Origin of the sequence: Pseudomonas sp. D4002, from assembly GCF_013385665.1 — a bacterium.
Lineage (GTDB): Bacteria > Pseudomonadota > Gammaproteobacteria > Pseudomonadales > Pseudomonadaceae > Aquipseudomonas.
On the sequence record NZ_JACAPN010000024.1, the window covers coordinates 99,744 to 122,335 of the forward strand.

The window sequence follows — 22,592 nt, forward strand, 5'->3', positions numbered from 1 at the left end:
CCACAGGTCCCGTCGCTGTTCTTAAAGCATGCGTTCCAGCCCGACGGATGTGGCAAACCAGGCATTGAACCGGCGCCACCAACTGCCGGGTTCTCGGGTCAGGGTGTGCAGTTGGCCGTTGTCTTCGGTCACCCATACCACCTGGCCATCCTGCAGCTTCGCCTGGTAGCTCAACGGGGGCGCCATGCCCTCCAGTGCCAGGTTGCGCACGTGTTCCGCCAGTTCGGGACTGTCCACCAGCACCCCGACTTCGGTGTTCCACAGCACCGAGCGCGGGTCGAAGTTGAATGAGCCGATGAAGGATTTCTCCCGATCAAAGATGATCGCCTTGCTGTGCAGGCTGGAATCCGAACCGTGGAATGTACCTTTGCGGAACAGATGAGGGCCGCTGCCGCCACCGTCTCCGGGCTGGCGACGCAACTCGTATAGCTTCACCCCGTGTTCCAGCAGCGCCTTGCGATAGGGCGCATAACCGCCGTGCACGGCCGGTACGTCGGTGGCTTCCAGGGAATTGGTCAGCAGGCTTACCGATACGCCGGCGTCCGCGCGACCGGTCAGGTACACCAGGCCAGGCTGGCCTGGAACGAAGTAAGCCGAAATCATCATCAGCTCATGGCTGACACCTTCCAGCTCGGGCGCCAGTTGGGTGGTCAGCAGCAGCCGTGGATCCGGATCGGCCTTGGCCAGCACCTTGCTCGGCGCATCCCACAGTGCCTGGTTCCAGGCCCAGATCAGCTCACGGCGCCAGATGTCCATGCGCGGCTGGGTCTTGTAGGTGCGCAGGCGGTTGTACAGGGCATGGTTTTGTTGGCGAGACTCGGCAAGGGAATCTTCCAGGCGTGCGCGGGCACTGGCCAGGTCGCCTTTGGAAGCGCTGCTGACGAAGTCACCAATGGGTTTGCTCAGGGCACTGTTCCAGTACTGATCGAAACTGTGGCCCAGTTGCTCGGCCACCGGGCCCACGCTGAGCATGTCGATATCGGTGAAGTTGAGGTTGGGCTCGGCGTCGAAATACTCATCCCCCAGGTTGCGCCCGCCAACGATGGCCACGCTGTTGTCTGCCAGCCACAGCTTGTTGTGCATGCGCCGGTGTTGCAGCGACAGGTCGAACAGCCGCGCCATGGCCCGCGTCACGCCGGTGCTGCGGCCCAGGTGCAGCGGGTTGAACAGGCGAATCTGGATCTGCGGGTGGGCGGCGAGGGTGGCGATGATCTGGTCCAGGCCGTCGCTGGTGGTGTCGTCCAGCAGGATGCGCACGCGCACGCCACGGTCGGCGGCCTTGAGCAGTTCATCCACGAGCATGCGGGTGCTGATGCCGTCGTGGACGATGTAGTACTGCAAGTCGAGGCTGGTCTGGGCGTTGCGGATCAGTTCGGCGCGGGCCATGAAGGCTTCGCTGCTGTTGGGCAGCAGGCGGAACCCGGAGCGGCCTTTGTAGGGTGCGGCCTGGGCCTGGATCGAGCGGCCGAAGGAAGATTCGCTGGCCGGCAGCGCCTCGCTGGGTGTGCGTGGCGCGTCGATGGTGGCGCAGCCGCCCAGGGCCAGGATGCCCAGCAGGAAAAATGGTAATAGCCGGTGGGTCATCAATGACATGGGTTCCGAATCAGGGCGATTGTCGGCATATGACGGCTATTTCCCGTAAAAGGTCAGTCCATCGCTTCGGCCAGCAACCGGATGGCGGTCGCGCCGACCTTGCGTACAGCCTCTTCAATCTGCGGCGTTGGTTTGGCAGCGTAGTTCATGCGCAGGCAGTTCCTGTACTTGCCGGAGGCGGAAAAGATACTTCCCACTGCAATCTGTACACCTTCATCCACCAGCAGCCGGTTGAGTTTCAGGGTATCGAAGCCTTCCGGCAGTTCCACCCACAGCATGAAACTGCCCTGGGGGCGGCTGGCGCGGGTGCCCGCCGGGAAATAGCGGCTGACCCAATCGAGCATCAGGTCGCGATTGCGCTGGTATTGCGTGCGCATCCGCCGCAAATGTGGCTCGAAATGTCCACCTTTCAGAAACTCGGCAATTGCGATCTGCGGCTGGGTCGCGGTGGAGCCGGTGCTGATGTATTTCATGTGCAGCACACGCTCCAGATAGCGACCGGGTGCGACCCAGCCAATCCGCAGGCCGGGTGCGAGGGTCTTCGAGAAAGAGCTGCACAGTACGACGCGGCCATCTTCGTCGAAGGACTTGATGGTGCGTGGCCGCGGGTAGCTGTAGGCCAGTTCGCCATACACGTCGTCTTCGATGATCGCCACGTCAAAGCGCTGGGCCAGGGTCAGCAGTGCGCGTTTGCGCGACTCCGGCATGATGTAGCCCAGTGGGTTGTTGCAGTTGGGGGTCAACTGTATGACTTTGATCGGCCATTGTTCCAGTGCCAGTTCCAGCGCTTCCAGGCTGATACCGGTGAGTGGGTCGGTGGGGATTTCCAGGGCTTTCATGCCCAGGCCCTTCAGTGTTTGCATGGCGCCGTGGAAGCTTGGCGAGTCGACGGCAACGATGTCGCCGGGCTCGCAAATGGCGTGGATGCTGGCAGACAGGGCCTCGTGGCAGCCGGTGGTGATCACCAGGTCCTGGGGCGTCAGTTGGCAGCCTGAATCGAGCATCAGGCGGGCAATCTGTTCACGCAGGTCCAGGTTGCCGTGGATAGTGTCGTAATACAGCCCCGGCATGTCCTGGCGCCGACTGATCCGAGCGAGGCTGCGTAGCAGGGGTTTCATGGTCGGCGACAATACATCCGGCATTCCCCGGCCCAACTGTATGGCATCTTTGCGTGGCACCGCGCGGATCAGCTCCAGCACCTGGTCCCACTGGGAAATTTCCACCGGGCGCTGGGCCGGGCGCCCTACGGCGGGCAATGCCGGCAAGTCGCGGCCCACCGGTACGAAGTAGCCGGATTTGGGTTTGGGCATCGCCAGGCCGTTGTCTTCCAGTACGCGGTAGGCCTGCTGCACGGTGCTCAGGCTGACCCCATGCTCCACACTCAAGGCCCGAACTGACGGCAATCTGTCGCCCGGGCGATAGAAGCCCTGCTCGATGCGCGTGCCCAACAGTTCGGCGAGGTTGACGTATAGCGTCATGACGGTGCTTCCCGGTTACCAGTACAGATAGGCTGAAAATACAGGATTCAGCGGCCGATAGGCAGTATCTGTATGGATTTAATACAGGGTGGTTGAATCTGTCATGGTTTTACGCGCCGGCTCATCCTACGTACTCATGGCAACACGTTAATGAGGGGCAGGAAAATGAGCGGTATGAGCGATGTGCGGTTGGCGTTACACAGTCAGGAACTGGAAGCCGGGCAGGAGCGGCGCATGGCGGCGCGTACCAAGGCCCCCACACTCAGTTCATGGGCGTTGTTCTGGCACCGCATGCATACGCGCAAAACCTTGCTGGAGCTGACCCCCGAGCAACTGCGAGACGTGGGCTTGAGTGCCGAGCAGGCGCGCCAGGAAGGCTTGAAGCCCTTCTGGCGCGGCTGATTCAGACCAGTTCTTTCAATCGGTGCCAGAGCATTCCCAGCGCCAGCAGCGGCGAGCGCAAATGCTTGCCGCCCGGGAAAGTGATGTGCGGCACCTTGGCAAACAGATCAAAGCGCCCGCTTTGCTGGCCGCTGATGGCTTCGCCCAACAGCTTGCCTGCCAGGTGGGTGGCATTGAGGCCGTGGCCGGCATAGGCCTGGGCGAAATACACATTGGGCTGGTCGGCCAGCCGGCCAATCTGCGGCAGGCGGTTGGCGCCAATGCCGATCATGCCGCCCCACTGGTAGTCGATTTTCACGTTGGCCAGTTGTGGGAACACTTGCAGCATTTTCGGACGCATATAGGCACCGATGTCCTTCGGATCCCGTCCGGAGTAATGGCAGGCACCGCCGAACAGCAAGCGTCGGTCGGCTGACAGCCGGAAGTAATCCACCGTCACCCGCTGGTCACACACCGCCATGTTTTGCGGCAGCAACTCGGCTGCCTGGGCTTCGCTCAAGGGCTCGGTGGCGATGATGTAGCTGCCGGCGGGCAGCACCTTGCCGCTCAGATGCGGGTTGAGGCCGTTCAAATAAGCATTGCAGCCCAGCACCAGGGTCTTGGCGCGCACATTGCCCTGGGCGGTGTGAACGTTGACCTCCGGGCCGTAATCGATCCGCACCGCCTCGGAATGCTCGAACAACTGGACGCCCAACTGCTGTGCAGCGGCTGCCTCGCCGAGAGCCAGGTTCAGCGGGTGCAGGTGGCCGGAGCCCATGTCGATCATGCCGCCAACATAGCGGTTGGAACCGATCACGCTGCGCATTTCGCCCGCTTGCAGCAGGCGCACTTCGTGGCGATAACCGAGGCTTCGCAGCTCTTCGGCGTCGGCGGCCAGGTGCTCCAGGTCGCGGGGTTTGTTGGCCAGGTCGCAGTAGCCCCAGATCAGGTCGCAGGCGATCTGCGAACGTTCGACCCGCTGCCGTACGATTTCCACGGCTTCCAGGCCCATCAGTTTCATCTGGCGCACGCCCTCGGTGCCGATGACGTTGGTGAACTGATCCAGGCCATGACCGACGCCACGAATCAGTTGCCCGCCATTGCGCCCGCTGGCGCCCCAGGCAATCTTGCGGGCTTCCAGCAGGACCACGCTGAAACCCCGTTCGGCCAGTTCCAGAGCGGTGTTGAGCCCCGAAAAGCCGCCGCCGACCACGCACACATCGGCCACGATTTCACCTGTCAGCACCGGATAATCAGGCTGCGGGAAACTGCTGGCGGCGTAGTAGGAATTGGCGTGCCGGGCGCTGGCGGTCATGGGGAGCATCCCTGTTTGGAAAATTTGACACAGGATACAGCGGTCGGGCGAAGCTGTCTCACCGGGGGCTTTTAGGGCAGAATCCACGCCTATTCGCCGTTCGGTCCCTGTGTCGATGAGTTGCAACAGTCAGAAAGTCAACGCGCTGCGCCGGCAGATTCCCTCGTTCGAGTGTGTCCCGGGTTGCCACGACTGCTGTGGGCCGGTGACCACGTCCCCCGAGGAAATGTCGCGCCTGCCGCGCAAGACCGCTGCCGAGCAGGAAGCGGCGATGGACGAACTCAACTGCGTGCACCTTGGCCCCAATGGCTGCACCGTGTACGACGAGCGCCCGCTGATTTGCCGCTTGTTCGGCACCACGCCGACCTTGCCATGCCCCAACGACCGCCGCCCGGTGGAGTTGATCCACCCACGGGTGGAAAAGCAGATTCATGCGTACATGGCGTCGACGCGTCAGGTATTGGTCTAGCGGATGTCCCCGCTCCCACATTGGCCTGTGGTGCTGTCTTAATCCGGGATCGGCAGGTTCAGGCTCTCTTTCACCTCTTCCATCACGATATAGCTCTTGGACTCCCGTACGTGGGGCAGCTTGAGCAGGATATCGCCGAGCAACTTGCGGTACGACGCCATCTCCGAAATGCGCGCCTTCACCAGATAGTCGAAATCCCCCGACACCAGGTGGCACTCCAGCACGTGGGGCAGTTTCAGCACGGCGCGTCGGAATTCTTCAAAGGTGTCGCCGGACTTGTAGTCGAGGCTGATCTCGACAAACACCAGCAGGCTGCCCTTCAAATGCTGCGGGTTGAGCCGGGCGTTGTAGCCCATGATGATCCCTTCGCGCTCCAGGCGCCGGACCCGCTCGGTGCAGGGCGTGGTCGATAGCCCGACCTTTTCCCCCAGCTCCGTAAACGAAATTCGCCCGTCGGCCTGCAGGATGCGCAGGATGTTGCGGTCGATCTTGTCCAGCTCCCGCTTGGTCTGAGTGTTGGTCCGCATAGGGGATGCTCCTCCGTGAAAAGGGTTTTTGCCGAGAATTGTCGCCAAATATAGGCAGTTATATAGTGAAATGCACTGGTGATTGCTTTTTATACTGCCCACATCTTTGTGCTGAACAACAAACGTCAGCGGTCAAGCCGTGATGAGGGAATAAAAATGCGCGTTCTGGTCTTGGGTAGCGGTGTCATTGGCGTGGCCAGTGCCTACTATTTGGCACGAGCTGGTTTTGAAGTGGTCGTGGTCGACCGTCAGCCGGCTGTGGCCATGGAGACCAGTTTCGCCAACGCCGGGCAGATCTCGCCAGGCTACGCCTCGCCATGGGCTGCGCCGGGTGTGCCGCTCAAGGCCATCAAGTGGCTGCTGGAGCGCCACGCGCCCCTGGCGATCAAGGCCACCGCCGATATCGACCAGTACCTGTGGATGGCGCAGATGCTGCGCAACTGCACCGCCAGCCGTTATGCGGTGAACAAGGAGCGTATGGTGCGCCTGTCCGAATACAGCCGCGATTGCATCGACGAGCTGCGTGCCGAGACCGGCATCGCCTACGAAGGGCGCACTTTGGGGACTACCCAACTGTTCCGTACGCAGGCTCAGCTGGACGGTGCTGCCAAGGACATCGCGGTATTGAAAGAGTCCGGTGTGCCTTACGAGCTGCTGGACCGCGCCGGGATTGCCCGCGTCGAGCCGGCCCTGGCGAGCGTCACCGATATTCTTGCCGGTGCCCTGCGCCTGCCGAACGACCAAACCGGCGACTGTCAGATGTTTACCACCCGCCTTGCCGACATGTGCAAGCAACTGGGTGTCGAATTCCGCTTCGAGCAAGATATCCAGCGCCTGGACTACGCCGGTGACCGGATCAACGGCGTGTGGATCGACGGCAAGCTGGAAACTGCCGACCGCTACGTGCTGGCCCTCGGCAGCTACTCGCCGAAATTGCTCAAGCCGCTGGGAATCAAGGCGCCGGTGTACCCGCTCAAGGGTTACTCGATGACCGTGCCGATCACCAACCCGGCGATGGCCCCGACCTCGACCATTCTCGATGAGACCTACAAGGTCGCGATCACCCGTTTCGACAACCGTATTCGCGTCGGTGGCATGGCTGAGATAGCCGGTTTTGACCTGTCGCTGAACCCGCGTCGGCGGGAAACCCTGGAGATGATCGTCAACGACCTTTATCCTCAGGGCGGTGATTTGAGCCAGGCCAGTTTCTGGACCGGCCTGCGCCCGACCACGCCAGACGGCACGCCGATTGTCGGTGCTACCCCGTTCAAAAACCTGTTCCTGAACACCGGCCACGGCACCCTCGGTTGGACCATGGCCTGTGGCTCTGGTCGTTTGCTGGCCGATTTGATGGCGAAGAAAACCCCGCAGATCAGTGCCGAAGGCCTCGATATTTCCCGTTATGGCAACCACCAGGAGTCCGCAAAACATGTCAATCCAGCGCCAGCTCACCAATGAGCGCATGAGCCAGATCGTTGTTCACAGCGGTACCGTGTATCTGGCAGGGCAGGTCGGCGACGACATGAGTGCCGGGATTGAACAGCAGACCCGCGAAACACTCGTCAATATCGAGCGTTTGCTGGACCTGGCCGGTACCGACAAGACCAAGCTGCTGTCGGTGACCATCTACCTGAAAGACATCGACGCCGATTTCGCCGGGATGAACGCGGTATGGGACAAGTGGCTGCCAAAAGGCGTCGCGCCGGCCCGTGCCACGGTTGAAGCGAAACTCTGCGAACCGGAAATCCTGGTGGAGCTGTCGGTTGTGGCCGCTCTGCCGTAAGCAAAAAATCCTCTCCCGGTGCCTGCGTTGTCAGCGGGTACCGGTTTTTTCTTCCCACCGCCGCCTAGAAGCCTGCCGCCATGCGTCCTGCCCGTGCCCTGATCGACCTCCAAGCCCTGCGCCATAACTACCAACTGGCCCGTGAAGTCACGGGTGGGGCCAAGGCCCTCGCCGTGATCAAGGCGGATGCCTACGGCCACGGTGCCGTGCGTGTTGCCCAGGCGCTGGAAGCCGAGGCGGACGGGTTTGCCGTGGCCTGCATCGAGGAAGCGCTGGAGCTGCGGGCCGCCGGGATTCGCGGGCCGGTGCTGTTGCTCGAAGGTTTTTTCGAAGCCGACGAGCTGCCGCTGATCATCGAGCATGATTTCTGGTGCGTGGTGCATTCGCTGTGGCAGCTGGACGCGATTGAACAGGCGCAACTCAGCAAGCCGCTGACCGTCTGGCTCAAGCTTGATTCGGGCATGCACCGCGTTGGCTTGCACCCCAAGGATTATCACGACGCTTACCAGCGCCTGCTGGCCAGCGGCAAAGTCGCGAAGATCGTGCTGATGAGCCACTTCGCCCGCGCCGATGAGCTGGACAGCACCAGCAGCGAAGAGCAAGTAGCGGTGTTTGAAGCGGCGCGCCAGGGCTTGTCGGCCCAGGTCAGCCTGCGCAACTCGCCGTCGGTGCTGGGCTGGCCGAACGTTTCCAGTGACTGGGTACGCCCGGGCATCATGCTCTACGGCGCCACGCCGTTTGGCGAAGGCCAGGCCATCGCCGCGCGTTTGCAGCCGGTGATGACCCTCGAATCGAAAGTCATCTGCGTACGTGAACTGCCGGCCGGCGAACCTGTGGGCTACGGCGCCAGGTTCATTACCCCGAAACCGATGCGCATCGGGGTAGTTGCCATGGGCTACGCCGACGGCTACCCGCGCCACGCACCCACCGGCACCCCGGTGCTGGTGGCCGGCCAGCGCAGCCAGTTGCTGGGCCGTGTGTCGATGGACATGCTGTGTGTCGACCTGACCGACGTGCCCCAGGCCGGGCTCGGTTCCACCGTCGAATTGTGGGGCAAAAACATCCTCGCCAGTGACGTTGCCACCGCCGCCGACACCATTCCGTACCAGATCTTCTGCAACCTGCGCCGAGTGCCACGGCTCTATTCCGGCGCTTGAGCGGCACCCACGAATGGCAGATCCCGGGATTTAGGCCAAAGTGTTGTAAATACTGAACGCTGTCGCCATGATAACGCTCAATTACAACAACGCCTGAATCCTAGGAGGCTCCTGCATTGGACGTCGGCGAACGACTGCAATCCATCCGTAAACTGAAAGGTCTTTCCCAGCGTGAGCTAGCCAAGCGCGCGGGCGTCACCAACAGCACCATTTCGATGATCGAAAAAAACAGTGTCAGCCCCTCCATCAGCTCCTTGCGCAAGGTGCTGGGCGGCATTCCCATGTCGATGGTGGAGTTCTTTTCCGAGGAGATCCTCCAGGAAAAACCGACCCAGATCGTCTATAAAGCCAATGAGCTGATCGATATCTCCGACGGCGCCGTCACCATGAAACTGGTGGGCCGCGCGCATCCGAGCCGGGCGATTGCGTTCCTCAACGAGATCTACCCGCCAGGTGCTGATACCGGCGAAGAGATGCTCACCCACGAGGGCGAGGAAACCGGGATCCTGGTGGAAGGTCGCCTGGAGCTGGTGGTCGGCCTTGAAACTTTTGTGCTCGAAGCCGGCGATAGCTACTACTTTGAAAGCACCAAGCCGCACCGTTTTCGCAATCCGTTCGAAGTGCCGGCGCGACTAATCAGCGCAGCCACACCCGCGAACTTTTAAGAAAAGAGGCGTCCTGCCTATGTCGCAGAGACGCCCGTAGCAGCATTCTGCCTTGCTGAATCTCCCCTTGGTTAATAGGGTTGTTTCGGCGGGGCGGGCTAACCGTTATACTTTCGCCGCCTGCGAAACCGTGGCCGCAGGCGTGAATAGCCACCATTGAGGGTGAACGCGTGAACCTAATTATGAAAATGCTGGCTGCACCAGCAACCGTACTGGCCCTATGGGCTGTCAGCGCTCAAGCTGCGACCAATGATGAAATTGCCAAGCGCCTGGAGCCTGTAGGCCAGGTGTGCGTCCAGGGGCAAGAGTGCAAGGGGATGGAAGTGGCAGTGGCTGCGGGCGGCGGCGGCGGTGCGAAATCGCCGGATGACGTAATCGCCAAGCACTGCAACGCTTGCCACGGTACCGGCCTGTTGGGCGCACCGAAAATCGGTGACACCGCCGCCTGGAAAGACCGCGCGGACCATCAGGGTGGCCTCGATGGCCTGCTGGCCAAGGCCATTACCGGTCTGAACGCCATGCCGCCAAAAGGCACCTGCGCCGATTGCTCGGATGCCGAGCTTAAAGGCGCGATCGAGAAGATGTCGGGGCTGAAATAAACCGATCTTCGCCAAAAGAGCCGCTGACCAGCGGCTTTTTTGTGCCCGCGATTTGCCTTTTGAGGCTGTTCTTTGCAGCAAAGACCCGGCAAGCTCGGTCCAACCCCAATTCATGGAATGTTCGGGAGAAGTCGGATGGTGCAGTTGTGTTCAATCGAGCAAGCAGTCGACGACGTACTGGCACGGCTGCCGGCGCATATTCACATGGGCATGCCCCTGGGCCTGGGCAAACCCAACCTGTTCGTCAACGCGCTGTACCGGCGTATCGCCAAGTTGCCGGACCGGGCGCTGACCATCTACACAGCCCTGGCCCTGGGTCGCCCTACCTTGGGCGATGGTTTGCAGAAGCGCTTTCTCGAGCCCTTTATCGAACGGGTCTTCGGTGACTATCCCGAGCTGGACTTCCTCGCCGCACTGCGCAAGGACAGCCTGCCGTCGAACATTCACGTGCAGCAGTTCTTCATGCAGCCCGGCAGTTTGCTTCACAGCCTTTCGGCGCAGCAGGATTACGTCAGCAGCAACTACAGCCACGCTGCCCGTGATATCAATGCCGCCGGCCTGAACCTCGTCGCGCAATTGGTGGCCAGCAGCGCCGAACATCCGGATCGCCTGAGCCTGAGCTGCAACCCCGACATCACCCTCGACCTGTTGCCGATGATCGCCAAGCGCCGCGAGGCCGGTGAAACCATCCTGGTGGTGGGCCAGGTTCACAGTGATTTGCCCTACATGCCCGGTGACGCCGAGCTGGGCATGGATGAGTTCGACTTCCTGATCGACGAGAAGGACAGCACCACGCTGTTCTCCACCCCGAACATGCCGGTGGGTTTCCAGGATCACTTTATCGGTTTGCACGCCAGCACCCTGGTGCGCGACGGCGGCACCCTGCAGATCGGCATCGGCTCCATGGGCGATGCACTGACTGCGGCCTTGCTGGCGCGCCAGGCCGATAACGAGGCGTATCGCCTGTTGCTTACCGACCTGGATGTGTACCAATGGGCACCGCTGATCAGCCACGAAGGCGGCGTCGCGCCTTTCGCCCGTGGGCTGTACGGTTGCAGCGAAATGTTCGTCAACGGCCTGCTGGTGCTGGCCGATGCCGGGATTGTGCGGCGCAAGGTATACCCGGACGTCGCGACCCAGGAGCGGGCCAACGCCGGCACCCTGGACGAAGCGGCACAGACCGACGGCATCTCGGTGCATGGCGGCTTCTTCCTCGGGCCTCGTAGCTTTTACGAGCGTTTGCGGGACTTGCCGCAGAGCAAGCGCCTGGAATTCAACATGACCCGCATCAGCTACATCAACGAGCTGTACGGCCAGGAAGAACTCAAGCGTTTGCAGCGCCTGGATGCGCGCTTCATCAACAGCGCGTTTACCGTGACCCTGTTGGGCGCGGGCGTGGCCGACCAGTTGGAAGACGGCCGCGTGCTCAGCGGTGTTGGCGGGCAATACAACTTTGTCGCCCAGGGCCATGCGCTGGAAGGCGCGCGCTCGATCCTGATCCTGCGCAGCTGGCGCGAATCGGGCGGCGAGGTCAGTTCCAATATCGTCTGGGAATACGGGCACTGCACGATTCCCCGGCACCTGCGAGACATCGTCATCACCGAATACGGCATCGCGGATTTACGCGGGCAGACTGATGCCAGGGTGATCGAGGCGCTGCTGAATATCACCGACTCACGGTTCCAGGAAGATTTGATCGAGCAGGCGCAAAAGGCCGGGAAGTTGCCGAAGGATTTCCAGCTGGATCCGCGGTTTGCCGACAACACGCCGGAGCGTCTGCAGGGGATTCAGGCGCGGCATCCACGGCTGTTCCCGGAGTATCCGCTGGGCAGTGACTTCACGGATGAAGAGCGGGATTTGTTGCGTGCGTTGAACTGGCTCAAGAGCAAATTCAAGCTGACGGAGATTCTGGAGCTGGGCAAGGCAGCGCTGGATGCACCGGAGCCGGAAGCGTTTCCCGAGCATTTGGTACGGATGCGACTGGATAAGCCGGAGGGGTTGAAGGAGGACTTGTATCAGCGCCTGTTGCTAGCGGGCCTACAAGCTACCGCGCACTAACAAACACAGGAGATCAAATGTGGGAGCGGGCTTGCTCGCGAAAGCGGTGGATCAGTCGACCTATCCGGTGACTGACACACCGCTTTCGCGAGCAAGCCCGCTCCCACATGTTTAACCGTGCCCGCACCGATTACTCGATAAAGGTCACAACCCCACCCGCCAACGACTGCACCCGCGCCAGCGACTCAACCCGGTAACCCTGGGCATCCAGCTCCGCACGGCCACCCTGGAACGACTTCTCGATCACAATCCCCAAACCTGCAACGGTCGCGCCGGCCTGTTTGATGATCGAGATCAGCGCCTGGGACGCCTTACCGTTGGCCAGGAAGTCGTCAATGATCAGCACGCGGTCGCTGCTGGTCAGGTGGCGCGGGGAAATCGCCACGGTGCTTTCGGTTTTCTTGGTGAAGGAATACACCGTCGCCGACAGCAGGTTTTCGGTCAGGGTCAGGGACTGTTGCTTGCGCGCGAAAATCACCGGTACGCCGAGGTTCAGGCCGGTCATGATCGCCGGTGCAATGCCCGAGGCTTCGATGGTGACGATCTTGGTGATCCCCGAATCCTTGAACAACGCAGCAAACTCGTCACCGATCAGTTTCATCAGCGCCGGGTCGATCTGGTGGTTCAGAAAGGCGTCGACCTTGAGTACCTGATCGGAAAGCACGATGCCTTCTTCGCGAATTTTCTTGTGCAGTGCTTCCACGAAAGCTTCCTCTGTTGGCGCAACACGCGCCGAAAGTAGATTAAAAAGTAGTCGATTCTAGCGCTTTAACATCGCGCGTATATCCGCCAGGGCGGTGTTGCCGCGAACGGCTTTGACTTCGGTCGGTGTGTCGTCGTTGCCTTCCCAGGCCAGGTCGTCCGGCGGCAGTTCGTCGAGGAACCGGCTGGGGGCACAATCGATGATCTCGCCGTACTGCTTGCGCTTGGCGGCAAAGGTGAAGGCCAATGTCTGACGCGCGCGGGTAATGCCCACGTAGGCCAGGCGCCGTTCTTCCTCGATGGTGTCGGCTTCGATGCTGGAGCGGTGCGGGAGGATTTCCTCTTCCATGCCCATGATGAACACGTAGGGGAATTCCAGGCCCTTGGACGCATGCAAGGTCATCATCTGCACGCCTTCGGCGCCGTCTTCCTCTTCCTGCTGGCGTTCAAGCATGTCCCGCAGCACAAGCTTGCCGATGGCGTCCTCGACGGTCATCTCGCCTTCTTCGTCCTTCTCCAGGGTGTTTTTCAACGCCTCGATCAGGAACCACACGTTGCCCATGCGGTAATCGGCAGCCTTGTCGCTGGAGCTGTTGGTGCGCAGCCAGTTCTCGTAGTCGATGTCCATGACCATGCTGCGCAGGGCGCTGATCGGGTCTTCGCCGGCGCACTGCTCGCGCACCTTGTCCATGAAGCGCTTGAAGCGCGCCAGGCGGTCGGTGAAACGAGTGTCGAGGTGCTCGCCCAGGCCGATTTCGTCGGTGGCGGCGTACATCGAGATCTTGCGTTCGGTGGCGTAGTTGCCGAGCTTTTCCAGGGTAGTCGAACCGATTTCCCGGCGTGGGACGTTGATCACCCGCAGGAAGGCGTTGTCGTCGTCCGGGTTCACGATCAGCCGGAAGTAGGCCATCAGGTCTTTCACTTCCTGGCGTCCGAAAAAGCTGTTGCCGCCCGACAGGCGATAAGGAATCTGGTGGTGCTGCAGCTTCAGCTCGATCAGCTTGGCCTGGTAGTTGCCGCGGTACAGGATCGCGAAATCGCTGTAGGGCCGGTCGGTGCGCAGGTGCAGCGTGAGCAGTTCGACGGCCACGCGCTCGGCTTCGGCGTCTTCGTTGCGGCAGCGGATCACGCGGATCTCGTCGCCGTGGCCCATCTCGCTCCACAGTTGCTTTTCAAACTCGTGGGGGTTGTTGGAGATCAGCACGTTGGCGCAACGCAGGATGCGGCTGGTGGAGCGGTAGTTCTGCTCCAGCATCACCACTTTCAGGGACGGGTAGTCGTCCTTGAGCAGCATCAGGTTTTCCGGGCGGGCGCCGCGCCAGGCGTAGATCGACTGGTCGTCATCGCCCACCACGGTGAACTGGTTGCGCTTGCCGATCAGCAGCTTCACCAGCAGGTATTGGCTGGCGTTGGTGTCCTGGTATTCGTCCACCAGCAGGTAGCGGACTTTGTTCTGCCACTTTTCGAGGATGTCGGCATGTTCCTGGAACAGCTTCACCGGCAGCAGGATCAGGTCGTCGAAGTCCACCGCGTTGAACGCCTTGAGCGTGCGCTGGTAGTGGGTGTAGACAATGGCGGCAGTCTGCTCCTTGGGGTTGCGCGCAGCTTCCAGGGCTTCGGCGGGCAGGATCAGGTCGTTTTTCCACGAGCCGATCATGTTCTTGATCTCGTCGACGCCGTCGTCGCCCGCGTATTCCTTCTGCATGATGTCGGTCATCAGCGCCTTGACGTCTGTCTCGTCAAAGATCGAGAAGCCCGGCTTGTAGCCCAACCGCACGTGTTCCTTGCGGATGATGTTCAGCCCCAGGTTGTGGAAGGTACACACGGTGAGGCCACGGCCTTCGCCACCCTTGAGCAGGGTGCCGACGCGCTCTTTCATTTCCCGCGCCGCCTTGTTGGTAAAGGTCATGGCGACGATGTACTGGGCACGGATGCCACAGCTCTGGATCAGGTGCGCGATCTTGCGGGTGATCACGCTGGTCTTGCCGGAACCGGCACCGGCGAGCACCAATAGAGGGCCGCCGACGTAGTTCACGGCTTCTTGCTGCCGGGGATTGAGTCGGGACATACGAAATTCAGGAGGTCATTGATCAAAAGGGCGGGCATTTTAACAGGCTGGCAAGATTCTGCTGCCTCTGAACGACAGTGTGACGTACCACTCGATCTAAATTTGCCGGTTTTGTTACTTTGCCGCAGGATGTGCAGGGTATTTAGGACTATTGTTCGGTCTAGAGCTGCACAGTGCGCATTTGATAACCCATATCATTGGTCATTATCGGGGCGCACGTCATAATGCCCGCCGCCAACGAAATTTTGCAGAGTCTAGGGAGCTAGCTTGTCTACGCCTGTCGAACCCTTGCGTTTGCTGCTACTGGCCGATGAGCCAGCGTGGGCAGCGTTATTGCGCGAGTGCCTGGCGCCGATGGGCGACGGAGCTGTGCTGATCAGCGCGCCAAACTGGGAGTCTGTGAGCAACCTGTTCGACGACGATCACAGCGCGGTGCTGTTGACCACGGCCAACCTTCAGCCCGGCCCCGGTCGCTGCAGCTTGCCAACGGTATTGCTGTTGGAAGAGGAACCCCTGGTTTCGCCCCTCGGCGTCAGCGACTGGCTGATCCTGAATGCATTGGATGTCGATACATTGCGCCGTTGCCTGCGGCATGTGCGCGAGCGCGGTGTGCTGGAAAACACCCTGCAACGCCTGGCCGAACAGGACCCGCTGACCGGTATCGCCAACCGCCAGGGCTTCCAGACCCTGCTGACCGCCCGCCTGGCGGAAAACGAAGGCCGTGGCGTTGCCCTCGGCCACCTCGACCTGGACAACTTCCGTCACGCCAACGACGCCCTCGGCCACCAGGCCGGCGACCGGCTGATCCTGCAAGTGGTCTCGCGGCTCAAGAGCCAGCTGGAGGCCGGCGATCAACTGGCGCGCCTGGGCAGCGACGAATTTGCCCTGCTGATCGACACCCGCCGTGCGCCCCAGCGCGCCGAATGGATGGCCGAGCGCATCGTCGAAGCCATGGCCGAACCCTATTGGGTCGATGGCGAAAGCCTGCTGATCGGTTGCAGCCTCGGCGTGGCCCATGCCCGCGCCAAGGCTGGCGCCGACCCGTTGATGTGGCACGCTCACATCGCCATGCAGCAAGCCAAAAGCACCCAGGGCTGCACCTTTCATATCTTCAACGAACGCATCAACCGCAATGCCCGCAGCCTCGCCGACCTTGAGAGCGAACTGCGCCGGGCGTTGCGCCGTGACGAACTGGAACTGCATTACCAGCCCCGCCTGGACCTCGACGATGGGCATATCGTCGGCCTGGAAGCACTGGTGCGCTGGCGCCACGGTGAGCGCGGCCTGTTGCCGCCGAGCGAGTTCGTGCCGCTGGCCGAGCAGAGCGGCTTGATCGTGCCGCTGGGCTACTGGGTGATTTCCCGGGCCCTGCGCGACATGCAGGACCTGCGCGAACGCGGGATTGCGCCGTTGCACATGGCGGTCAACCTGTCGTTCCGCCAGTTTCAGGACAGCCAACTGCTCAGCACCCTCAGCCGGCTGATTGCCGAGCGCGGCGTGGAAGCCCAGTGGCTGGAATTTGAGCTGACGGAAACCGCCGTGATGCGCCGCAGCGACCTGGTCAAGCAGACCATGGATGCGCTGGGCCGCCTGGGTGTGCGCTTTTCCCTGGATGACTTTGGCACCGGCTTTTCGTCGTTCGTGCACCTCAACAGCCTGCCGATTGCCTTGCTGAAGATCGACAAGAGCTTTGTCGGCGGCATGGAAGAGCGCGAAGAGAATCGCAAGCTGGTGCACGCCATGATCAACCTGGCTCATAACCTGAACCTGGAAGTGGTCGCCGAGGGCGTGGAAACCGCCGAGCAACTGGCGTTGCTGCGGTTGTTCGGCTGCGATCAGGCCCAGGGTTACCTGATCAGCAAGCCGTTGCCGTTGGCGGAACTGGTGGACTACCTGACGTTTGGTGACAGCCAGGAACTGGTGGGCGGCGTGATCTGATGTTGTGAACCCGATCAAAAATGTGGGAGCGGGCTTGCTCGCGAATGCGGTATTTCAGCCAACCAATTCATGGCTGACCCACCGCATTCGCGAGCAAGCCCGCTCCCACATTTGACCGAGTACAGCCGTTACTCCGGCTGCGCGGCTTGAAATCCTTGGTGGGTTTCAGGCTCCTGGCGAATCATCCGCTTCATCTTCCGTTCAAACGCCCAGGTCAGGCTGACTGCCGCGCACGCCAGGCCCAGGGCCAGGCCCCACCAAACGCCCGTCGGCCCCCAGCCGAGATTGAACGCCATCAACCATGCGGCCGGTGCGCCGATCAGCCAGTAGCAGCCCAGCCCGACCAGGAAGGTGGTCTTGGCATCCTTGAGTCCGCGAATGCAGCCCATGGCGATGGTCTGCACGCCGTCGAACAGCTCAAACCATGCGGCCACCGCCAGCAGGCTGACGGCGAGGTTGATCACGTCGCGAAACGCCGGGTCATGCTGGTCGAGGAACAGGCTGATCAGTTGGTGCGAGAACAACCACAGCACCGCTGCAAAGCCCAGCATCACCACTGCGCCAAAGCCTATGCCAACTCGCCCGGCCAGCCGCGCTTCCAGCAACTGCCCAGCACCATAATGCTGGCCGATACGCATGGTGATCGCGTACGACATGCCCGCCGGCACCATGAACGCCACCGACACGATCTGCAGGGCGATCTGGTGCGCAGCCAATTGCGTACTGCCCATGGTGCCCATGCACAGCGCGGCGAACGCAAACAGCCCGACTTCCACCGCATAGGTGCCACCAATCGGCAGGCCCAGGCGCCACAGTTCCCGCAGGTAATGCAGGTTGGGCCGCAGCAGACCCTTGCGCAGCGGATACGCGTCGTAGGCACGGTTGTATTTGATGTACCAGATCAGCGCCAGGGCCATGCAGTTGGCAACGATGGCGGTGACCAGGCCAATGCCCACCAGCCCGAGTTTCGGCAGGCCGAACATGCCTTCGATCAACGCGTGGTTGAGCAGGTAGTTGATCACCGTGCCGCCCAGGCTGATCACCATCACCGGCGTGGCCTTGCCGATAGCGCTGGTGAAGCCGCGTAGCGCCATGAACGTCAGGTAGCCGGGCAGGGCGAACGGCAGGATGGTCAGGAACTGGCCGGCGGACGCGACGTTGGTTTCGGTCTGGCCGAACATCAGCAGCACTGGCTTGAGGTTCCACAGCAGCAAACCAGCCACCAGCGCCATCAACCAGGCCAGCCACAGCCCGGCCTGGGTCAGGCGGGTGGCGCCTTCGATGTCGCCGGCGCCCTGGCGGATCGCGACCAGCGTGCCCACGGCAGCGATCACGCCGATGCAGAAAATCGACACGAACGAATAGCTCGCCGCCCCCAGGCCGCCGCCGGCCAGGGCCTCGGGGCTCAGGCGGGCCATCATCAGGGTGTCGGTCAGCACCATCAGCATGTGGGCCAACTGTGAGGCAATCAGCGGCCCTGACAGCCGCAGAATGGCCCAGAGTTCGGTACGTGCCGGATGCTGCATGATCATCACGCTCAAAAAGTCAGGGAAGGGTGGAAGGGTTGATTCTCGGCGCTCACAGCGCATTGCACAAAGGGATAAATCCGATGGTTCGCATGATTAAAACTCATGCCTGAATGATTCTGGTAGGGTTTCGATATTGCGCCGTCGGAGTTTTCGCCATGTCTCGTCGTCTTCCTCCTCTTTACGCCTTGCGCGCGTTTGAAGCTGCGTCCCGCTACAACTCGTTCACCCGGGCGGCGGAAGAGTTGTCGATCACCCAAAGTGCGGTGAGCCGGCACATTCGTACCCTGGAAGAGCATTTCGCCTGCCGCCTGTTCCAGCGCAGCGGCCGCACCTTGCAACTCACCGAGGCAGCGCGCCTGTTGCTGCCGGGCGTGCGTGAAGGCTTTGCGGCCCTGGAGCGCGCCTGCCATACCTTGAATGCCGAGGACGACATCCTGCGCATGAAGGCGCCGTCCACCCTGACCATGCGCTGGCTGCTGGCGCGGCTCAGTCGCTTCCGGCACCTGCAGCCGGGCAATGAAGTGCAACTGACCAGCGCCTGGATGAGCGTTGATGAGGTGGATTTCAACCAGGAACCATTCGATTGCGCGGTGTTGTTGAGCAACGGGCATTTCCCGCCGGACTGGGAAGCCAGCTACCTGTTTCCGGAGTTGCTGATTCCGGTGGGCGCGCCGAACCTGTTGAGCGACGGACCCTGGGACGTTGCACGCCTGGCCTCTGCCGAACTGCTGCACCCGACGCCGGACCGGCGTGACTGGCGCAACTGGCTGGAGCGCATGGGGCTGTCATCCCAGGTTTCGCTCAAGGGCGGGCAGGTGTTCGACACCTTGGAGTTGGGCATGATCGCCGCTGCCCGAGGGTACGGCGTGTCCATGGGCGACTTGCTGATGGTGGCCGAAGACGTGGCCCAGGGCCGCCTGAGCCTGCCATGGCCCACCGCTGTGGCCAGTGGGGAAAATTACTATCTGGTGTGGCCGAAGACCCGGCCGGGTGGCGAGCGTTTGCGACGGCTGGGTGACTTTCTCCAGGGCGAAGTGCAGGCCATGGAATTGCCCCAGGTCGAGCGCCTCGACTGAGTGGATTGCGCACCGGCCAGCAATCGTTTGCGCGATACCCCTGTGATTCGCTCAAGTATTGAGCCTGCCCGCCGAAGTAGGGTTGTTGGAACTACCGTTCTGCAACGTTTCCCCTATTAGAATTTTGCCGAGCAGCGCTATGAGATCAGGATGATCCTGGCCTCGGCCAGGAGCCTTCATGTCTCAACCTCGCGCCCGGATTGCCTCTCAACTGGGGCTTGCCCTCGCCGTGATACTGGCTGTCGTCATCAGCGGCAGCACGGTATTCGCGTTGCGTTCGCTGGATTCCGCCAACCTCGACACCCGCGAGGAGCACCTGGCCAGCGAGGCCCGCTTGCTGGCCGACCAACTCAATACCTTCCACAGCACCTTGCGCGAAAGTACCCAGCGTTTGAGCGGGCTGTTTGAAAAGCGCTTCAGCGCCGGCTTGAGTACGCGCCCTGAGCAACCGGTGACGGTGGCGGGCGTGCAGACGCCGGGCCTGTACCTGGGCGAGGAAGTGCTCAACAACAACTTCGGTGAAGTCGATGAGTTCAAGCAGATGTCCGGCGGCGTGGCGACCTTGTTCGTACGCAGCGGCGAGGACTTTATCCGCGTCAGCACCTCCCTGACCAAGCAGGATGGCAGCCGCGCCATCGGTACGGCGCTGGATCACCAGCATCCGGCCTATCAACGCTTGCTGGGCGGGCAGGGCTACGTTGGCCGTGCGGTATTGTTCGATCGCTCCTACATGACCCAGTACAGCCCGGTGCGGGACGCCAGCGGCAAAGTGATTGCGGTGCTGTTTGTCGGCTTCGACTACACCGATGCGCAGAACGCCCAGTTCGACAACCTCAAGCGTTTCCGCATCGGCCAGACCGGTTCCCTGGCGCTGCTGGACGAACAGAAGCACTGGCTGGTACCGCCCGCTGGCGTGCAGGCGCTGGATCAGTCGATTCCGGTGATGCTCGACCTGGCCGCCAAACCTGGAAAAGGCCGTTTCTGGAGCGACAAGAACGAAGACTTCTACAGCGTTGCCGTGCCGTTTGAAGGCGGCCCGTGGTCGGTGGTGGCGAGCATGCCGAAAGCCGAAATTCGCGCGGTGACCTGGTCGGTGGGGATTCGCCTGGCGATCGGCAGCTTGCTCGCGATGCTGCTGGCGGTGGGCGCGGCGGTCTGGTTGCTGCGCAGCAAGTTGCAGCCATTGGGCGACCTGGTGCGTCAGGCCGAAGCCCTGGGCGCCGGTGATTTGAGCGCACGGCTGAACGTTTCCAGCCATGATGAAATCGGCCAACTAGCCCGCAGTTTCAACCAGATGGGCGAAGCGCTGTCGACCATGGTGTCGCATATCCGCAAGGCGGCTGAAGACGTGAACAGCCGCGCCCAGGCACTGTCGGGGTTGTCCGGCGGTGCGTACGAAGGCATGGAGCAACAGTCCGGCGAGATCACCAGCATGGCCGGCGCGGTGGAAGAGTTCAGCGCCACCTCGCTGAATATTGCCGACAACATGGGCAACACCGAACGCCTGGCCCAGGACAACGCCCAGCAAACCAAGATTGGCCGCACCTCGATGCAGGAAGCGTCGTCGTCCCTGGAACACATCGCCACCGCGCTGAACAGCACGGCCACGGTGATCAATACCTTGGGCCAGCGCTCCCAGGAAATCGGCGGGATCGTCGGGGTGATCACCGCCATTGCCGAGCAGACCAACCTGTTGGCGCTCAACGCCGCCATCGAAGCCGCGCGGGCCGGTGAGCAAGGGCGTGGGTTTGCGGTGGTGGCGGATGAAGTGCGCAACCTCGCGTCGCGTACTCGTCAGGCCACGGATGAAATTTCCGGGATGATCCAGAGTATCCAGCAGGAAACCGGCAACGCCATCAGCACCATGGAGCAAGGCAACGTGCTGATGCAGGAAGGCCTGGCTCGCAACGCTGACGTCGCCTCTGCGCTGGCGCGGATCGACGAGCAAAGCCGCTCGGCGGGCCAGCAGTTTGCGGCCATTACCACGGCGACCCAGGAGCAGAGCAGCACGGCGACCCTGCTGAGCAGCAACTTGCAGAGCATCGCCCTGGCCAACAGCGAGCAGCGTGAAGTGGTGTCCAACCTTGCGATCACCGCCAAGGAACTGGAGACCCTGGCGGCGGGCTTGCGGCATGAGGTTGACCGGTTTCGTTGATTGACTGTTCGGGCCTCATCGCGGGCAAGCCCGCTCCCACAGTTGACCGTGTTGTTCTGGAGTACGCGGTCCACTGTGGGAGCCGGGCTTGCCCGCGATGACGGCCGACCCGACGCGTCAAACGTCGGATCGGTCGCCCAGCCCCGGGTCCACACGCTTGCCAATGTCCTTGAGTCGCGCCAGTTGGTCGACCATCCCTGGCGCTTCATCCAGGCTGCTGACAAAGGTCCACAGGTAAGTCATCACCGCATACACGTGGCCGGCCTTGACCGCTGGCGACAGCGCCAGCTGGCTGATGGCAACCACAAACAGCAGTGCCGCCAGCGTACCGATAAACAGGAACGCTGCGGCCTCGCGGTCCGACAGCCAGATGCGCAGGCGTGACAGCACCTGGTAGTGGCGCTGCAAGGTCTGTGCGCCGACCTTTTCCACCAGGCCGATTTCCTTTTCCAGGCGGTCATTCAAGCGCTCATGCAGTTCCTGATTGCGCCGGGCGAAACGTGGCAACAAAGTTGTGCACAGCACCAGCGCGGTCAGGCACGCCAGGCCTATCCACGGCTCGATCACCAACAGCATCACTGCCGCACCGACGATGGAAACCAGCGCCGTCGCGATGATCGGCACGTGTTTTTCGAAGAAGTCGACAAAGTCCCGCGCCAGCACCACCCGCGCTGCCGCCCGGGAAGTGCTGTGGTTTTGCAGACGCTGGTTGAGAATCACCGGCACCGCAAGGTCCGCGTAGATACGGGTGAAGGTGCGTGTATCCAGCGCCCGTCGCGCCGCCCCGACCACCCAGAACGCCAGCACCACGGCGGCGTAGAACAGCGCGCTGCCGGCATCGCCGCGGATGATCGAGTCCACCGCGAACCCCGCAAACAGTGGGTAGGCCAGCAGCAATGCGTTCTCCAGGGCCACCAGCGACAAGGTGCAGAACAACTTGCCGGGATAGGCCTTGGCGATCGCCTTAAGGGTTTGGCTGGCGGATTGTTGCCCGATCTTTTTGCTTTCTTCGATCAGGATCTGGGGTGTTACGGATGACATGGGGTGCACCGAGAGTGAGATAAACGCTATTATTGAGCGACTGCTCAAGTATCCTTGA

19 protein-coding genes are annotated in these 22,592 nt (G+C 61.8%); 11 read left to right on the top strand and 8 right to left on the bottom strand.

All coding sequences use genetic code 11. The features are described 5' to 3' along the window. Positions 1–21: 21 nt before the first annotated feature. Both HX824_RS17660 and HX824_RS17665 read right to left on the bottom strand, forming a co-directional pair. Positions 22–1,584 carry a phospholipase D family protein gene (locus HX824_RS17660; protein WP_177054936.1) on the bottom strand — a complete coding sequence of 521 codons (1,563 nt, stop codon included), beginning with the start codon at positions 1,582–1,584 and terminating at the stop codon, positions 22–24. A gap of 62 nt (positions 1,585–1,646) precedes the next feature. Continuing rightward, complete coding sequence (locus tag HX824_RS17665; protein ID WP_008439421.1) at positions 1,647–3,071, bottom strand: PLP-dependent aminotransferase family protein; 1,425 nt, start codon at positions 3,069–3,071, stop codon at positions 1,647–1,649. Between the two features lie 165 nt (positions 3,072–3,236). Here HX824_RS17665 and HX824_RS17670 point away from each other — a divergent pair, with 165 nt between their 5' ends. Continuing rightward, positions 3,237–3,473: a DUF1127 domain-containing protein gene (locus tag HX824_RS17670; RefSeq protein ID WP_177054884.1), complete on the top strand. Its 237-nt coding sequence runs from the start codon at positions 3,237–3,239 to the stop codon at positions 3,471–3,473. Between the two features lies 1 nt (position 3,474). On the opposite strand, the gene HX824_RS17675 is transcribed toward HX824_RS17670, so the two are convergent. Then, positions 3,475–4,767 carry an FAD-binding oxidoreductase gene (locus HX824_RS17675; RefSeq protein ID WP_177054885.1) on the bottom strand — a complete coding sequence of 431 codons (1,293 nt, stop codon included), beginning with the start codon at positions 4,765–4,767 and terminating at the stop codon, positions 3,475–3,477. A gap of 115 nt (positions 4,768–4,882) precedes the next feature. On the opposite strand from HX824_RS17675, the gene HX824_RS17680 reads away from it, so the two are divergent. Next, a complete protein-coding gene (locus HX824_RS17680; RefSeq protein ID WP_003208747.1) occupies positions 4,883–5,236 on the top strand; it encodes a YkgJ family cysteine cluster protein in 354 nt (117 codons plus the stop codon). 38 nt (positions 5,237–5,274) lie between these two features. Here HX824_RS17680 and HX824_RS17685 read toward each other — a convergent pair whose 3' ends face one another. After that, positions 5,275–5,763, bottom strand: a complete 489-nt coding sequence (locus tag HX824_RS17685; RefSeq protein WP_003206849.1) for an Lrp/AsnC ligand binding domain-containing protein — start codon at positions 5,761–5,763, stop codon at positions 5,275–5,277. Between the two features lie 156 nt (positions 5,764–5,919). Between HX824_RS17685 and dadA the strand changes: the two genes are divergently transcribed. The 6 genes from dadA (at position 5,920) to HX824_RS17715 (ending at position 12,025) form a co-directional block, all read left to right on the top strand. Further along, positions 5,920–7,221, top strand: a complete 1,302-nt coding sequence (gene dadA / locus HX824_RS17690; RefSeq protein ID WP_003208750.1) for a D-amino acid dehydrogenase — start codon at positions 5,920–5,922, stop codon at positions 7,219–7,221. After that, positions 7,193–7,546, top strand: coding sequence for a RidA family protein (locus HX824_RS17695; protein WP_003208752.1), 354 nt, complete (start codon positions 7,193–7,195; stop codon positions 7,544–7,546). Before dadA ends, HX824_RS17695 begins: the two co-directional genes overlap by 29 nt. An 80-nt stretch (positions 7,547–7,626) precedes the next feature. Continuing rightward, positions 7,627–8,703 (top strand): alanine racemase, encoded by a 1,077-nt coding sequence (gene alr, locus HX824_RS17700; protein WP_003208753.1) that lies wholly within the window; start codon positions 7,627–7,629, stop codon positions 8,701–8,703. A gap of 116 nt (positions 8,704–8,819) precedes the next feature. Continuing rightward, a complete protein-coding gene (locus HX824_RS17705) occupies positions 8,820–9,368 on the top strand; it encodes a cupin domain-containing protein (RefSeq protein ID WP_003208755.1) in 549 nt (182 codons plus the stop codon). 182 nt (positions 9,369–9,550) lie between these two features. Then, positions 9,551–9,967, top strand: coding sequence for a cytochrome c5 family protein (locus HX824_RS17710; protein WP_003208757.1), 417 nt, complete (start codon positions 9,551–9,553; stop codon positions 9,965–9,967). A gap of 135 nt (positions 9,968–10,102) precedes the next feature. Then, entirely contained in the window at positions 10,103–12,025 is a 1,923-nt protein-coding gene (locus HX824_RS17715) for an acetyl-CoA hydrolase/transferase C-terminal domain-containing protein (RefSeq protein ID WP_003208758.1), read from the top strand. A 130-nt stretch (positions 12,026–12,155) separates the two neighbouring features. On the opposite strand, the gene HX824_RS17720 is transcribed toward HX824_RS17715, so the two are convergent. Then, complete coding sequence (locus tag HX824_RS17720; RefSeq protein ID WP_008439415.1) at positions 12,156–12,728, bottom strand: xanthine phosphoribosyltransferase; 573 nt, start codon at positions 12,726–12,728, stop codon at positions 12,156–12,158. 57 nt (positions 12,729–12,785) lie between these two features. Beyond that, complete coding sequence (gene rep / locus HX824_RS17725; RefSeq protein ID WP_008439414.1) at positions 12,786–14,795, bottom strand: DNA helicase Rep; 2,010 nt, start codon at positions 14,793–14,795, stop codon at positions 12,786–12,788. A 267-nt stretch (positions 14,796–15,062) separates the two neighbouring features. Between rep and HX824_RS17730 the strand changes: the two genes are divergently transcribed. Further along, positions 15,063–16,733 carry a bifunctional diguanylate cyclase/phosphodiesterase gene (locus HX824_RS17730; protein ID WP_008439412.1) on the top strand — a complete coding sequence of 557 codons (1,671 nt, stop codon included), beginning with the start codon at positions 15,063–15,065 and terminating at the stop codon, positions 16,731–16,733. Positions 16,734–16,861: 128 nt separating this feature from the next. Here the strand turns inward: HX824_RS17730 and HX824_RS17735 are convergent, their stop codons facing one another. Continuing rightward, positions 16,862–18,265, bottom strand: a complete 1,404-nt coding sequence (locus tag HX824_RS17735) for a NorM family multidrug efflux MATE transporter (protein WP_008439410.1) — start codon at positions 18,263–18,265, stop codon at positions 16,862–16,864. A 152-nt stretch (positions 18,266–18,417) separates the two neighbouring features. On the opposite strand from HX824_RS17735, the gene HX824_RS17740 reads away from it, so the two are divergent. Continuing rightward, a complete protein-coding gene (locus HX824_RS17740; RefSeq protein WP_003208769.1) occupies positions 18,418–19,338 on the top strand; it encodes a LysR substrate-binding domain-containing protein in 921 nt (306 codons plus the stop codon). Between the two features lie 178 nt (positions 19,339–19,516). Beyond that, positions 19,517–21,493 (top strand): methyl-accepting chemotaxis protein, encoded by a 1,977-nt coding sequence (locus HX824_RS17745; RefSeq protein WP_177054886.1) that lies wholly within the window; start codon positions 19,517–19,519, stop codon positions 21,491–21,493. Between the two features lie 117 nt (positions 21,494–21,610). Here the strand turns inward: HX824_RS17745 and HX824_RS17750 are convergent, their stop codons facing one another. Further along, positions 21,611–22,534, bottom strand: coding sequence for an ABC transporter six-transmembrane domain-containing protein (locus HX824_RS17750; protein ID WP_008439408.1), 924 nt, complete (start codon positions 22,532–22,534; stop codon positions 21,611–21,613). Positions 22,535–22,592: the final 58 nt, after the last annotated feature.